This is a genomic window from Roseobacter sp. OBYS 0001 (assembly GCF_019654895.1).
Taxonomy (GTDB): Bacteria; Pseudomonadota; Alphaproteobacteria; order Rhodobacterales; family Rhodobacteraceae; genus Roseobacter; species Roseobacter litoralis.
The window spans coordinates 62,886-76,499 of record NZ_BPES01000003.1 but is presented as its reverse complement, the minus strand read 5'-3'; the positions used below and the strand labels follow the sequence as shown (position 1 = coordinate 76,499).

The window sequence follows — 13,614 nt, the reverse complement described above, 5'->3', positions numbered from 1 at the left end:
CACTTTGCCGGACCAGCCGGAGGCCGGGATTGAAACCACCCTAATGATCCGAAAAAGCGAACTTGCCGGTTGAGGAGACTCCGCTTTTCAACCATTCAAGGCGCTCGCAGGAAAAGTGTGTCAACTGAATGGCCTTGCTCAATCCTCAAAAGGTTTGCGACAGAACCCGCATGCCGCCTTTTGAACCGAAGGGGCACTTTGATCGCCAAGACCGACCAATACCGGTTTTTACGTAACGCCCTTGATTGACTTTATAAGGTTATCAGTGTCAGAAGCTCCAGAAAAAAGGTCCTCAAAAAGCCATGGTCAGTGAAAAATTACAGGGCGTTTCCGACCTGATGCCGCAGGTGTCGATTGTCGTTCCCATGCACAACGAAGAGGGTGCCGCGGCCAAGCTTATCCACGAAATTTGTTCTGCCGCGCAGTCACTTGATGCCTTTGAAATCGTGGTGGTGGACGATGGGTCAACGGACCAGACCCTCGCCCGCCTTGTCCATGCCCGACAGACAGCGACACAATTGCGCATCCTGCGTCACACGGTTGCCGGCGGACAAAGCGCGGCCGTTCATTCGGGCGTCACCGCCGCCCGGGCCGCCGTTTGTGTCACGCTTGACGGGGACGGTCAAAACCCACCCTCTGATCTGCCTTTGCTTTGGAGGCCCCTGCTGGACGATCCCGGTCAGAAAATCGGCCTTGTTGCAGGTCAGCGCGTCGGGCGTCAGGATACACAGGCAAAAAAACTCGCGTCACGGTTTGCGAATACACTGCGCGGTTGGATGCTCAAGGACGGAACGCGCGACGCCGGATGTGGCATGAAGGGGTTCAGGCGGGAGACCTTTCTGGCGCTGCCCTATTTCAATCACATGCACCGCTACCTTCCCGCGCTGTTCAAGGCGCAGGGATGGAGGATCGTTCATGTGGATGTCAGCCACGCCCCAAGACAGTCCGGTCAGTCGAAATACACCAATATCGGGCGCGCCGCTGTGGGCGTATGGGATCTGCTTGGTGTCGCCTGGCTGATCAAACGCGCCAAAACCGTCCGACCGGAGGATGAAACGTCATGATACTGCAAACGATCAGCACCTTTCTGGGGGTGGACTCCCGCGCGGAAGCCATCTGGATCATGATCGGTTTTGGTGGGCAGTTTCTGTTCATGATGCGGTTTCTCGTGCAATGGATCGTGTCTGAACGCGCCAAGCAATCGGTCATTCCGGTTGCTTTCTGGTATTTTTCGATGGGCGGCGCGATGATCCTGCTCAGCTACGCGATCTACCGGGGTGATCCTGTGTTTATCATGGGCCAGTCGCTGGGCATGTTTATCTATATAAGGAACCTGTTCCTGATCCGCAGTCATCGCAAAGCCGCGGCGCTGTCTGCCAGCACCGGTGACGGCTCTTGAACACCGGCGCCTGCGGATTTTCTGATCGGGAGTGCCAGCCGTGAGTGATGTCGCAATGCCTTCCAACCCGTATCGCCTGCCCCTGATCGCCACGTTCTTTCTGATCATCTGGGTCATGGGCTTTCATGTCTCCATGCTGGGACTTGGGGCCATCAGCCACTACGATGAATTCCTGACGCTGGACCGGTCGACGTCCTTTGCAGCCCAGAATGACTGGTGGAACACTTACACAGCGCATGAGGTCAACTTCAACAAGCCGCCGTTGCAATACTGGATGAGCGGTTGGCTGATCGAGCAGGGTGTCGATCTGACGATTGCCCTGCGGGCGCCTTCCTTCATGTTCGGCGGGCTCACGCTGATCGGCGCCGGTCTGTTTGCCTTTGCCCTCTTTCCAAAGGTGCCATGGACAGTCCCGGTGACGGTGCTTTTCGTTGCGAGCTCCGACCGGTTCTGGGGGGCCGCGACGATGGCGCTTCTGGACGTGGGATCGTTGTTCTTTCTCACGATGACATTTGCGACGATCCACCTTGCATTGCGCGCGCCGCTTTGGTGGTACGCGGTTGCCCTCTCCATCGGGCTCGGGGCGTTACAAAAAGCGCCCATCGCTTTCGGGTTTGCTACGATCTACCTCGTGTCACTGGGCCTGACTGGTCGTTGGCACGGGCACCGGTTTCGGACATTCATCAGTAACAGGCACTTTCTGGCGAGCCTCGCGCTGGCGCTTGTTCTTGTATCTTCATGGAATCTTTTGCAATTCATCCAGCACGGCAGCACGGCCCTGCAACAGGCTGTCGGCCGCGAGATCGTGGGGCGGCTTGCCCCCTCCAGTGCCAGTGGACAGGTCCGCGACCTTCGCGAAGTGCTGAGCCACATGTTTGGCGCAGAGGGGGCTGTGCGCCTGTTCGGCCTCATTGCCGCCTTCTGGCTGCCGTATCGCCTGCGCAGGTACGACCTGCTGCCGATCCCATTGGTTATGCTCTTCTATGCGGTTGGCATCTCTTTTTCGGATGGGTTCATCTCCCATCGCTACACGCTGCTTTTCACGACGATGACCGCCGTCATGCTGGCCGGCGCGATCCTCGCCTTTTCCTGGTCGATGCAGGCGAGGATACTGACCATCCTGCTGGTGTCCCTGTTCAGTGGCGGTCCAACCAAACCGCCCTCGGAGCTGGAACTGATGCGCGAGAGCTATGTTGCGAAACAGATCGAGGTTCTTTCGTCAGTGGCCAAAACACTGGACACAGAACGCCGTATGTTCGTCTGCAACTGGCACAAGAAAGAACGGTTTTCGCCCGGAAACATCTCTTACTACGGGTCCAGCGGTCAAGTCTTCGTGCAGATCAGAGATGTACACGATCTTCCGTCCGTGTTCCGCAGCGGCACGACATCCTCTGCACTGGAAGGCCTATGCCGGAGTGAGGATCTGGCCATTTTGCGCCCTTTCATTACGGATCTGCAAATCCTGTCCCGTGATGATCCCTATGTACATTTCTATGCATCAGTGCGTGAACTGTCCGACTGAGTGCATCGGTACATGTCACTGTACCTCCATTAGTCAGAGTCTGCGGATTAGGAGCGGAGTGGGCAAAACCTGAGGGTGTTCGTCTAAACTAGAGGATTTTTTTGATCGCTAGGGGCTGACATGGACGTTCGGATTATCGTGGGAGCGACGGCTAAGACGGGAGAGAAGCGAACGCAAGAACTTCAACGGCTTAGTCCGCCCGGCCAGTATCAAAGGGATTTGGGACTGAACCTCGATCACGGCAAGGTGCTGCTCGCGCGACTTAAGCAAGCTATTGTGCATCACCAAATCGAAGAAATCTCTGACGCTAGCCGTAAATACCCTCGCATTGGTCCCACCAGACCCGCTTGCGATTACGGAAAGGAAAACGTCCAGGGAATAGCTGTGATCTTCACGACACCGGATGAGACGCTGCTGTTTGCCATCATCGGCACGACACTCGGCGGCTGGATTGGACAATTGATTGTCGCCGCAGCGGGCGCGTGTGTGCTGATATATGTTGTCCGCTTGGTGCGCGGTCTCGTCTAAGTTTGAGAAAGGCAGGTGAAACGCCCTTTTGCCTGCCTACTCTTCAGTAGTATCGGCCTTTTTGCGAATGTTGCCATTATCTACATCTCCCAAAAACCGCGCCAAGGTCTGCAAGGATTGGGTTTCGTCGCAGGCTATCTTTAGGACAATCAGGATCGGCAGCGCCACGACCATCCCCATGACGGACCAGATCCACGCAAAGAATGCCACCGACAGAAACACGACAGTTGTGTTCAGGCGCATCCGGCGCGAAATCACGACGGGCGTGATGAACTGACCTTCGATGGAGGTCAGCAGAATATACGTTCCGAACACGCCCGCGGCCGCCCATGTCCCCTCAAGGCTGACAAATGCAATAGCTGCAGCAATGGTCGCACCGGCAAGACCGCCCAGAAAGGGTACAAAGTTGAGCCCGAACGCCATGAACCCAAGCAACACCGCACCTGGTAGGTTCCAAAGGCTCATCGCGATCGCAACTGCAATACCAAGACCTGCATTGATGATCGTTATACCGCCCAGATAGTAACCCAGCCTGTCTTCAATCGCATGAAGTACCTCGACAGCCCGCCGTTTGTCGCTGAAACGCTCAAAACTCTGCACGGCTTTGCTCAGGAACATGTCGCCGGACGCCACAAGAAAGAAGAGCAGGATCAGCGCGAAAAGGATGCGGCTGAGAAAGCCCGGCGCCATGCTGAAAATCGTTGCAGCAACGCCCGTATTCGAAACCACCTCGACCGCGACTGTTTCCGCCCCCTGATCCGCGATGATTTCCTCTGCTGCGACGGTTGCATCATTTATCGCTTCCAGCGTTCCGCCCGAAGCCGATAGCTTCTCCTTGATCTGCTCCATCAGCGACGGAAGGTCTTCGATAAACTGCGCGGCAGGCGCACTGAGCTGTACAAGCAGCACCACGATAAATGCCGCCAGAATCGCCGTAAACAATCCTGCTGAAACCGCGGGCGCAACGCCAGCTTTCGCGAGCCAGCGACGGGGCCTGTTCAGTACGAAATAGCCCAGGAACGCGGCCGTAACGGGTATCAGAAAGTCACTGGCCCACACCAAAGTCTGCAAAAGCAATATGCAGAATATGCCAATCGCCGCGAGTTCCAACCGTTTCGATGCTGCAGCAGGCACGGCATCACCGTTTCTTGAAGTGTCGCTTTCATCCGTCATTCCCGGACCCTTCGATCTCGTCAAAATAGACGGTGACCGCCATTGGGAAATGGTCAGAACCAAAGCCTTCCAGCCGATTAAAGGACACCAGATTGACGTCCTCAGTCAAAAAGACTTGATCAATGGGCAGGCGGATCAATGGGTGTTCAGCATGAAAGCTCGCGTACATCCCGCGCCCCACGCGCGGCTCGACAAAACCGCCGTAGCGTTTGAACCGCTTGGTCGTCCATGACCATGCCACATCGTTGAAATCGCCCATACAAACAGTGGGCCGGTCAGATGAGGAGGTCATCAGCGCCGCGTTCTTGATCTGCTTGTCCCTGACCGCAGTGGTATTCCCCGGTACGGGTGGGCGCGGATGCAAGCCGATAAAGTTGAACGCCGTGCCATCCGGCGCACGCAGCACCGCTTTGAGGGCCGGTGTGTCGTCGGCATCGGGCCAAAGGAACTCGACACTGACCGGATCAAGTCGTGTCGCGAAAATCATACCATAGTGATCATCCGCAATGTGGGATTTGACTGTCGTGTAGCGATCCAGACGACCGTTGAGCGCGTCAGCCCAAGCCTGATCTGTTTCCATCAACAGCAGCACATCCGGATCCTCACGATCCAAGATGACCCTAAGGTCATCGTACCGCTCATTCTCCATCAGCACATTTACCGACAGCATCGAAACCGGGCGTACTGAGGCGGGTGCGGTGACCAGATCAACCTCGGTTTTGGCAAGGGCGGTGTAGGGGAAAATCTGCGCCGCTTGATAGACCAAGACGACGCCCATTATGGCGAGCATGGGTACCTTATAGGACACCGCGAAGGGCAAGCAGCCAATCATCACAGCAAGCGCTACACATGCTATGTGCACACGCGGAAATTCCCACATGCGCACCCACCACGTCACACTATTGGTAAAGGGCAGCGCGGTTGTGAGAAGCACGACAAGGGCTACAATCCAAAAGAGGGCGTTCAGCATGCGCAATTTCCAGTGTTCATGTACCCACAGCCTCGCCCAACTTATCCGCCTTCTCTGCGTCCCGCTCGCCCATCGGTTCGTCGTGTCCCTGCGTCGTATCGACCCGCGTCTGGGCCTCAAGTTCTGCGTTCAGTTCCGCGCCCAGTAAAATGATGAACGCCGAAATCCAGAACCACATGAGCAAAACAATCACGCCTGCCAGAGTGCCAAAACTCTCGTTGTATGACCCGAAGTTGCTTACATAAAACGCAAATCCGGCGGAGGCCACGATCCACATCAGGCATCCCACAACAGCACCCACAGATGCCCATTTCCATTCGGCGGCATCCCGAGATGGCGCATAGCGGTACAGCACCGCAATCCCCGCGTAAGTCTTACAAAATGAAGTCATCGACAGTGTAATCAGCCGCATCCACCGACGCGCCATCATTTATGCGAAGGGAAAACACCAGATTGTCATTACCCTCCGAGCCAGGACCTTCGATATTTCCGAACAGGCGGGTTTGATCGCCAAAATCCATCACCCAGAGCCCGCTGGTGCCAAAAGCCATGCCATACTCGTAAGTTTGCACGCCAAGAAACGCGAAGAATTGGTCGCCTGACGCCCTTCCATCCGCATCGATCTCCCGCAGGTCGATCAGATCGCCCCCGTCCACGCCAACACCGTCTATTCCGTCGATCACATCTACAGCACCCACGATAGAAGACGTCGCGGACGCGAAAACAAAGGTGTCCTCTCCAGCGCCACCGTTCAGATAGTCCAATCCAAGGCCGCCCTGCAGAACGTCATCTCCGTCACTGCCATAAAGCCTGTCATCGCCGAGGCCTCCGTAAAGTCGGTCATTACCGATACCGCCCCGCAGTATGTCGTGCCCGTTCCCGGCCTCAATCTTATCGTCGCCCTCGCCGCCAATAAGCTGGTCGTTCCCGGCACCACCGCGCATCTGGTCATTGCCCTGACCACCGGAAATCCAGTCCCCGCCAGCTTGGCCCGACAGAAAATCATTGCCAGAGTTGCCAAAAAGGCGGTCGTCTCCGACACCGCCGAGCACCTCGTCATTGCCCCTACCGCCTGAAATCCAGTCCGCACCGTCTTGGCCCGACAGAAAATCATTGCCAGTATTGCCAAAAAGGCGGTCATCGCCCACGCCCCCCCAAAAACGATCATCGCCCCAACCCGCCAGGATCGTGTCGTCACCGTCGCCACCGTTGCCTCGATCATCGCCGCCAAGCGCATTGATCACATCATCATTCGGACCACCGTTGATGGTCTCGGACGCATCGGTGCCCGCAAGAACTTCGTCAGCCAAAAATACAACTTCCGCGACCTCCCCGCGCAGCAGCGCGCCGACATCAATATCATTGGTCGGGTCATCCCCCTCAAGCGTGAGATCAAAGGCGTGGACGTGCGGATGCTCCTCTGTTCCGACCTGAAACAGCCCGCCATCATTGACAAGTATCCAATCGGCCGACAGCGACAGATCCTGCAGGTCTTCGACAATCAGTTCACCACCCTGAATGAGGATCGCCTTGACGATAACATCCTGATCAAGGATCAATCGTTCACCTTCTCCAATAATTATGATGCTATCCGTATCCGGAACGCCATCGCTCCACGTATTTTCATCTGACCAGCGTGCATCGCTGGCGCGGATGTCGACGGTATCCGAGGTCGCAAGGTCCATCCCCTCAAGATCATGGGCTGTGCGATCCTGCACATCACTCAACTCAGGCCGTGTCGTGTCGGGCAAGAAACTTAGCAACTCTGCGGCGCTGTATTTCAAAGGCGTATAAGGGACATCGGGCACGCGCGTGATATCGTCGGGCACGTCACGCACGACATAGTTAAGTCGGTTCGGGGCATCGTCTGACCGTGTACCATCTCCGATGTGAAGTTTGGTGAAGATACGCCCGTCTTCGTAATAGTACGCTTTGACCGGCGACACCTTCAGCTGATCCATAGAACCAACGCGGATCGCGCCTTGCACAGCATGGTTTTCGCTTGCGTTCGGACTTTCGATAAAAACGTATTCGCCCGCAATTCCCGCATCGAAAGAAATTTTGTTCTGATTGTCCTCAAGTGCGCGGTCACCGAAATCATAGACATAGACGTAGTCGTTGCCATCACCCATCACCGCAATCTGGTTGCGGGTGCCATTCCCCGCATCACCGTCTGTGCGAGGACCATCAACCGCCTCAAAGCGTATGATACTGGCGGGACCGTCATTGCCCACCGACCCTGCCTCGGCCAAGATGGCCAGCCGGGCATCCGTAATAACGTGCGCGTCAAAGTCGGGATGGATATAGGACTTGGCACTTGCATTTGAGGCTAAGGCGCCATCGGTGAGCCAAGCGCCCTCAATCCCGGAAAGGCTCCCGTCTTCATCGTAGATCCCGCGCGAAAACCGAAACCCTCTGGTGACCGGAAAGTCGATGTCCTCGGCCGCAACAAAGCCCTCGTCTGTCGTGATCCCATTGACATAGTTTGTAATGCCGGTCCCTCGGCTGGAACTGAGTGCGATGTGCGCGTCGCCATCGAAATTCGCAAAATGGCTATCGGTCAGGTGGAAAGTGCCCGAATAAAACGCAAGCCCCAGAAGCCCATCGCTCGGTTTCGCATCATCATCGGCAAAGGACCGGCCTGCTGCGATTTCAGCAGCGCTGTTTGGGTTCCCAATGTTGCCACTGGTTGCATAGGACAGCGACCCATGGATCGACGTGTTTTCCTGAAAGTTCAGCCCCTCGATCGCTGCACCGAACGTCGAGTTGAAAAACTGGGTATAGCCCTCGTCCTTGCCCAAATCCGCGGTCCAATTGAAATTGCGAAAAGCGTTGAAGCCATCAATCTCAAGTTCATAAGTGCTGTTGTGCCAGCCATAGAATTCCTGATCCGGGTTCTTCGTTCGAAACAGGGCAGAGAAACTTGAGTGGGCGTTGTTATCTACAAACAACCCGGCTTCAGAAACATTCGGTTTGGTGAGGTCGTCGAACAACGCATTGCCCGTCGAGGCGCCCGTGAACTCACTGCCCACAGCATACCAAAAACCGCCGTCTGCACTGCCACCCGCAACGTTCCCGACGAAATCATTGTTCGGGTTCGTGATCCAAAAGCTGGACACGTTCAGAATATCCGACTGGATTATCGCGTCGTCCTCGGAGGCCATATGCTGGCCAAACGCGATGTTGCCTTGGAAAAGGTTGCCGGTTTCCGAACCGTCCTCCAGAAAATACCCGTGACCAATCGTGTCGAAGACGACGTTGTCAGATACCACAGTGTGGCTGGTGCCGTGCACCGTGAGGCCCTTGTTGAAGGAATGATGGATCGAGCTGTTCGCGATGTATTGTCCGGCGCCCGTTTCCCCCAGCAGATGCCAGTGAAGGGGGTACTTCCCGAGTATCCCTTCCTGCCCCATGTTGGCGAATTCAGCGCCGGAGATATGCATCTCAGCGCCGCGCATGACCATGCTGTGACCCCCATAGCCGTCTATGTGCGCATCCTCGTCGCCTTGGATTTTGACGTTGCGGCTGAGCAGTGCGACCTGCGCGCGTTCGTCGATCACCCATTCCCGGAAATCCGCGCCGTTGAGGCCGTTGTCTTCGGTCTCCGTCTCGCCGTAGTGCATATACGCCAAGGGGTTATCGAGTGTGAAGGTCAGACCATCGAGCGAGACATCCGTAATGGTAAACGTCTCGTCTTGCTCATATTCATAATCGGATGATGTGATCGCGATCTGATCGCCGATTTCCCAACCGGTCTGCTCTTCCACCGTCAGGCGTTTCGATCCGGCCTCGGCGGTGCGCGCAAGGTTGCTCCAGCTGTCTTTTGCCGCATCGGCCGCGTGGATTTCGATACGGCTTCCTTCGCCCATCGCCATCAGAAACGCGTTGTTATTCTCAATGACAAAATCAGTGCTGTCATGGGGGTGGCCACCCTTTCCGCCATCGTCGTCAGCCCCACGCACGGCCTCATCGCGCAGCACCTGCAAATTCGCGATCAGCTCACTTTGTGGACCGTCTTCGGGAACGTGCTCTGCCAGATCTCCGACCACCGCAAAGGTAACGACTTCACGGCCGATGATTTCGTTGTCCGCCAACCCTTCAAACCGGATCCGGTAAAGCCCCTCGTCAAGGGCTCCATCATCTTCGAAGTAAGTCATATTCACTTCGTTGCGGTGTCGAAAAATTTTAAATTCGGTCTCTGTAATAACCTCGTTCTTGTTGATCCGTTCAAAGACAAAGCGGTCAAACTCGACCTCGCTTCCCGCGCGCCCGGCTTCTGCCACTTCAAGTATAAATCGCCCACTTTGAAACATGCTGACGTCTATGACGGAAAAATCGCTGACGGCCGTGACCTGCTCACCGGTGCGTGCGTCGCGCACACGGATTTCCATCGCGACGCCATCACCATCAAGGTCCAGCGTCTCTGGTCGGGCGTCTGCGGGACCGTAATCCGCGATTTCGTCATTGCGCAAAGTTGCCAACTGATTGACGACGTCGCGCGCGGCAGGTTCGGCATCCCCTTCGAGATAAGGTGCAAGATCCGCAACGACACTAAAGTGAACCTCTTCTGACCACGCCTCTCTCCCACCGCGCGCCGCCCCTTCAGCGCTAATCCGGTAGACGCTTTCATCGAGAGCACTTCCGTCCTGAAAAGTCGAAAACGGGATCGTATCCCCAATTTCAAATTGGCGTGTTTCGGCCGGTTCCCCATTCGCCACTAACTGCGCGACACGAACCTGAATGTTCTCCGCAAAAGCCGCGCGCGGACCCACTGCCTGGACTTGCAGTTCAAAGCCGTGCTCCTCAAATGCACCGCGACCTATCGTTCCAAAATCCGATAGCTGTCCCAGAACATCGCCTGTGGCCGTATCGACAAGATTGATCTGAAGCGCAAACCCATCACCGTCCGTATCGGCTGTCTCGCCAGCCGCTGAGGCCTGCTCCAAAGCCCTATACAGGCTAGCTGGTGACCCGTTGGCAGGCCATGGCCCAGCTCCACCCGCAAGATACGCAATGACATCGTCAGATTTACTGGGCATTGGGCGCAACCTCTCAAATCGTTGACTTATTTTTAGATTATTTGCACGTGATCGTCTGTGTTCGAAGGAACCAGCACCAAAGTATGCCAAGCAGTGCAACCTACGTTAACCATTCAGAACGCAATTCTACAAAGAAGGCAACGTAATTCTCCCACTGCTAAGCCCCATCGGTCGCGACCTGAAACCCTCGATTGAGGTGAAGAACGCTACCCTTGATCGGGGCCGAAAACAGTGATCCAGTCGCCAAAAATTATGGGGGGGGGGATCAGGCGATGGCTGTCCGGCTGGAAGCGCAGGGAAACCTGTTCTATCGGTTCGGGATTGACGGACATATCCCCAAGACCTTCTGCTAAACAAGACCGATGGGCTTTTGGGTTTTGACACTATTTTCCATCCAGCAACATCGCCAGAGGGTCGTCGCCCGACAAGGAAGCGGCATGGGCGACGAGATCAGCGGCGCGGTACATTCACAATGTCGAAAGAGCGCGTTGCAAGAAGTCTATGGGCAGAAACCGCCCCGCGATTTAGGCAACAATCATGGATGCCACGGTGCAGAAATAGATTATCGGAGCGATGGCCGGACCGAAAGGAAGAGCCAGCAACCCGATTTAGGCGAGCGCGCCAGTCATGATCATCCGGTGGACCTGCTGCTCTTTGTCGGGACTGACCCGAGGGTTCAGCACGTCCCGCACCTCGTGCGCCCCCATGGTGCTTGACCGCGATCCGGCCGTCAGACCGCAGTACTGAAAATTATAGCGCTGTCATTATTGACACCATCGAGGCAGACAACGCCTGATATCCGTCGACCGTAACCTCATCCGGTTCGCGCAAGTGGGTCGCATGATGGACAATCCAACAAGCCAGCCAAAGCGCCTTTTTTTACAGGGCGCGCAGCATCTCTTTGTCCGTCATGCGCGGCGCGCGGCTGTTGTCATCAACCTTGCGCGATCAACGATGGCCCGGGCGATCCGGCCCTTTCCAATCTGTCCTGCTGCATCCGCGGCAACGACATCGAACCAGTAAAGCGCGCCAACCTGCTCCGTAAATGTTGCTGTGGCCGATATCTGCCCGCCAATGGGTGTAGGTGCTGTGTGCGAGACCTCGATGCGTGCACCGACAGACACCTCGCCATCTGACAAGAGGGGGCCCAAGAGAGCTGCACATGCGCGTTCGAGATCAGCAATCATGAAGGGTGTTGCAAAGACCTCGGGCAAAGCCTCTCCCTGTGCCGCCAGCGCTTTGGCCGTGCGCGCGGCGTCCACGGTCGATGTCAGAGTATGGCTCTGACCAATCTGAAGGTCTTGTTTCATTGGATATCCTGACATCAAGGCATCGCCAGCGCCAAAAAGCCGGCTGTGTGAAAACGAACGAGGGTTTCGAAACTGCTTTCTGGCGTGCGCGGAGCGGCACGTCCTGAAAGCCGTTCTGGACGGCCCGTAGCTGCACATATTCCCAGCATCGCCGCGACCATCGCCGAAAATCCTTCAACGACGTCTTCGGGATCTGCGCCGGACAAGGACCGTTTGAGTTCGGCAATATAGTCGCGCGCCGTTTCGTCGTAGTGTTTTGCAATGATTTCGGTGCCCAATGATGAATTGGCCAATCGTCCCATCAGAGCTGCATAGTTGCGCCATCCCTCGTTACCGTGACTGGCCGATTTGATAAACGGGCCAACATAGCTGCGGATGAGGTCGCACACCGGAATAGTTTGCGCGCCAGCCTTTTGGCGCGACGCATTCAGTGCATCGCTGCGCAATCGGGTCATGATCTCGGCCCGACGCCCGACAACCGTATCAAACAGCGATTCCTTGGGACCAAAGTGGTACCCGATAGAGTGCAATTGCAATCCGGCTTTTGCCGCAACATCGCGGATCGACGTGCCATCGTAGCCGCGATCGGCAAATAGGTGTTCAGCGGCATCAAGGATACGTTCGCGTGTCTGTTCCGACCGCCCTCCTTTGGGGCGCCCCGGTTTGCGCGGTCCGTCATCGACGCTCTGCCCGATGGCCGTCTCTAGCATCAGGCTGGCATGGGAAATGTCGTTGTTCATGTCTGCTCCTTAAGCGGGCGTAGCACTAATATCTCTCTGGCTTCATCAGGTGTGGCTGCGCGCGCGCCCGCACCCTCGATAATCGATATGGCGACGCGCACTTGATCCGCGTTTGAACAGGCCAGAGTGCCGGGTGCGGACCAAAGTGAATCTTCCAATCCCACGCGCACATGCCCGCCAGACGCCGCCACCATTGCCGCCACGCGCATCTGGTGCGCACCTGCACCAAGTGCCGACCAGACCAGATCATCGCCAAACAAGCGCACTGCCGTGCGGCGCATGTGAGAGATGTCATCAGGATGCGCCCCAATGCCACCCAACAAACCGAACACTGTCTGGACAAAGAACGGCGGTTCAATCGCGCCTTGATCAGCAAAATGCGCAAGGTTGTAGAGGTGGGCCGTGTCATAGCACTCAAACTCGAACCGCGTGCCATTTTCGCGGCATGTCTCAAGCACGTAGGTTATATTTTTATAGCTGTTTCGAAAAACCAGATCGCGCGATCCTTCCAGATGGTCCCTTTCCCATCCGGTGATGTCCTCGTGGCGTTTGAGCATCGGGAACAGCCCCATGTTCATCGATCCCATATTGAGCGAGGCAAGCTGTGGCGCAAAATGCGCCGCAGGTCTGACACGTTCCTCAACATCCATATAGGGGCTGCCGCCCGTTGTCAGGTTGAGCACCGCGTTTGTCTGCCGGGCAATAGCGGGAACGATGCGTTCAAACCCTTCTACGCTCTGATCAGGTTTGCCCGTCTCATCGTCACGCGCGTGCAGGTGCAGTATCGCGGCCCCCGCCTGCGATGCCTCAACTGCCGAACTGACAATCGCCTCAGATGTCACCGGCAGGTGCGGCGACATCGACGGAGTGTGGATTGCTCCTGTGATCGCGCAGGTTATTATGACGGGCCGACGCTTTGCCATGGGCGTTCTC

General features: G+C 56.3%; 12 protein-coding genes. 5 read left to right on the top strand and 7 right to left on the bottom strand.

The features are described from left to right. Positions 1–302 precede the first annotated feature (302 nt). The 4 genes from K5Q35_RS08250 to K5Q35_RS08235 all read left to right on the top strand — a co-directional run bounded on the left by K5Q35_RS08250 (position 303) and on the right by K5Q35_RS08235 (position 3,449). Positions 303–1,064: a glycosyltransferase family 2 protein gene (locus K5Q35_RS08250; RefSeq protein WP_259650497.1), complete on the top strand. Its 762-nt coding sequence runs from the start codon at positions 303–305 to the stop codon at positions 1,062–1,064. Beyond that, a complete protein-coding gene (locus K5Q35_RS08245) occupies positions 1,061–1,399 on the top strand; it encodes a lipid-A-disaccharide synthase N-terminal domain-containing protein (protein WP_220799199.1) in 339 nt (112 codons plus the stop codon). Before K5Q35_RS08250 ends, K5Q35_RS08245 begins: the two co-directional genes overlap by 4 nt. 40 nt (positions 1,400–1,439) lie before the next feature. Beyond that, positions 1,440–2,921: a glycosyltransferase family 39 protein gene (locus K5Q35_RS08240; RefSeq protein ID WP_220799198.1), complete on the top strand. Its 1,482-nt coding sequence runs from the start codon at positions 1,440–1,442 to the stop codon at positions 2,919–2,921. A 120-nt stretch (positions 2,922–3,041) separates the two neighbouring features. Continuing rightward, the gene (locus K5Q35_RS08235; protein WP_013963081.1) at positions 3,042–3,449 is read left to right on the top strand and encodes a GlsB/YeaQ/YmgE family stress response membrane protein; all 408 of its coding nucleotides are present in this window, start codon (positions 3,042–3,044) and stop codon (positions 3,447–3,449) included. A 36-nt stretch (positions 3,450–3,485) separates the two neighbouring features. On the opposite strand, the gene K5Q35_RS08230 is transcribed toward K5Q35_RS08235, so the two are convergent. The 4 genes from K5Q35_RS08230 to K5Q35_RS08215 are packed head-to-tail and all read right to left on the bottom strand — an operon-like array spanning position 3,486 to position 10,631. Further along, positions 3,486–4,622: an AI-2E family transporter gene (locus K5Q35_RS08230; RefSeq protein WP_220799197.1), complete on the bottom strand. Its 1,137-nt coding sequence runs from the start codon at positions 4,620–4,622 to the stop codon at positions 3,486–3,488. Further along, a complete protein-coding gene (locus K5Q35_RS08225) occupies positions 4,612–5,592 on the bottom strand; it encodes an endonuclease/exonuclease/phosphatase family protein (protein ID WP_220799196.1) in 981 nt (326 codons plus the stop codon). Before K5Q35_RS08225 ends, K5Q35_RS08230 begins: the two co-directional genes overlap by 11 nt. A 16-nt stretch (positions 5,593–5,608) precedes the next feature. Further along, positions 5,609–6,004 carry a YihY/virulence factor BrkB family protein gene (locus K5Q35_RS08220; protein WP_259650496.1) on the bottom strand — a complete coding sequence of 132 codons (396 nt, stop codon included), beginning with the start codon at positions 6,002–6,004 and terminating at the stop codon, positions 5,609–5,611. Further along, positions 5,967–10,631, bottom strand: a complete 4,665-nt coding sequence (locus K5Q35_RS08215; protein WP_220799195.1) for a G8 domain-containing protein — start codon at positions 10,629–10,631, stop codon at positions 5,967–5,969. The genes K5Q35_RS08220 and K5Q35_RS08215 overlap by 38 nt, the downstream gene beginning before the upstream one ends. Before the next feature lie 437 nt (positions 10,632–11,068). Between K5Q35_RS08215 and K5Q35_RS08210 the strand changes: the two genes are divergently transcribed. Beyond that, on the top strand, positions 11,069–11,347 hold the full coding sequence (locus K5Q35_RS08210) for a hypothetical protein (RefSeq protein ID WP_220799194.1): 279 nt from the start codon (positions 11,069–11,071) through the stop codon (positions 11,345–11,347). A 192-nt stretch (positions 11,348–11,539) separates the two neighbouring features. Here the strand turns inward: K5Q35_RS08210 and K5Q35_RS08205 are convergent, their stop codons facing one another. The 3 genes from K5Q35_RS08205 to K5Q35_RS08195 are packed head-to-tail and all read right to left on the bottom strand — an operon-like array spanning position 11,540 to position 13,604. Continuing rightward, positions 11,540–11,941, bottom strand: a complete 402-nt coding sequence (locus tag K5Q35_RS08205) for a thioesterase family protein (protein ID WP_220799193.1) — start codon at positions 11,939–11,941, stop codon at positions 11,540–11,542. 14 nt (positions 11,942–11,955) lie between these two features. Continuing rightward, positions 11,956–12,681: a TetR/AcrR family transcriptional regulator gene (locus K5Q35_RS08200; RefSeq protein ID WP_220799192.1), complete on the bottom strand. Its 726-nt coding sequence runs from the start codon at positions 12,679–12,681 to the stop codon at positions 11,956–11,958. Further along, the gene (locus tag K5Q35_RS08195) at positions 12,678–13,604 is read right to left on the bottom strand and encodes a 3-keto-5-aminohexanoate cleavage protein (protein WP_220799191.1); all 927 of its coding nucleotides are present in this window, start codon (positions 13,602–13,604) and stop codon (positions 12,678–12,680) included. The genes K5Q35_RS08200 and K5Q35_RS08195 overlap by 4 nt, the downstream gene beginning before the upstream one ends. Positions 13,605–13,614: the final 10 nt, after the last annotated feature.

Bases quoted from the DNA above. Each gene is read 5' to 3' on its own strand.
- K5Q35_RS08250 (WP_259650497.1), top strand. From the start codon at position 303: ATGGTCAGTGAAAAATTACAGGGCGTTTCCGACCTGATGCCGCAGGTG.
- K5Q35_RS08245 (WP_220799199.1), top strand. From the start codon at position 1,061: ATGATACTGCAAACGATCAGCACCTTTCTGGGGGTGGACTCCCGCGCG.
- K5Q35_RS08235 (WP_013963081.1), top strand. From the start codon at position 3,042: ATGGACGTTCGGATTATCGTGGGAGCGACGGCTAAGACGGGAGAGAAG.
- K5Q35_RS08230 (WP_220799197.1), bottom strand. From the start codon at position 4,622: ATGACGGATGAAAGCGACACTTCAAGAAACGGTGATGCCGTGCCTGCT.
- K5Q35_RS08225 (WP_220799196.1), bottom strand. From the start codon at position 5,592: ATGCTGAACGCCCTCTTTTGGATTGTAGCCCTTGTCGTGCTTCTCACA.
- K5Q35_RS08220 (WP_259650496.1), bottom strand. From the start codon at position 6,004: ATGCGGCTGATTACACTGTCGATGACTTCATTTTGTAAGACTTACGCG.
- K5Q35_RS08215 (WP_220799195.1), bottom strand. From the start codon at position 10,631: ATGCCCAGTAAATCTGACGATGTCATTGCGTATCTTGCGGGTGGAGCT.
- K5Q35_RS08210 (WP_220799194.1), top strand. From the start codon at position 11,069: ATGGGCGACGAGATCAGCGGCGCGGTACATTCACAATGTCGAAAGAGC.
- K5Q35_RS08205 (WP_220799193.1), bottom strand. From the start codon at position 11,941: ATGAAACAAGACCTTCAGATTGGTCAGAGCCATACTCTGACATCGACC.
- K5Q35_RS08200 (WP_220799192.1), bottom strand. From the start codon at position 12,681: ATGAACAACGACATTTCCCATGCCAGCCTGATGCTAGAGACGGCCATC.
- K5Q35_RS08195 (WP_220799191.1), bottom strand. From the start codon at position 13,604: ATGGCAAAGCGTCGGCCCGTCATAATAACCTGCGCGATCACAGGAGCA.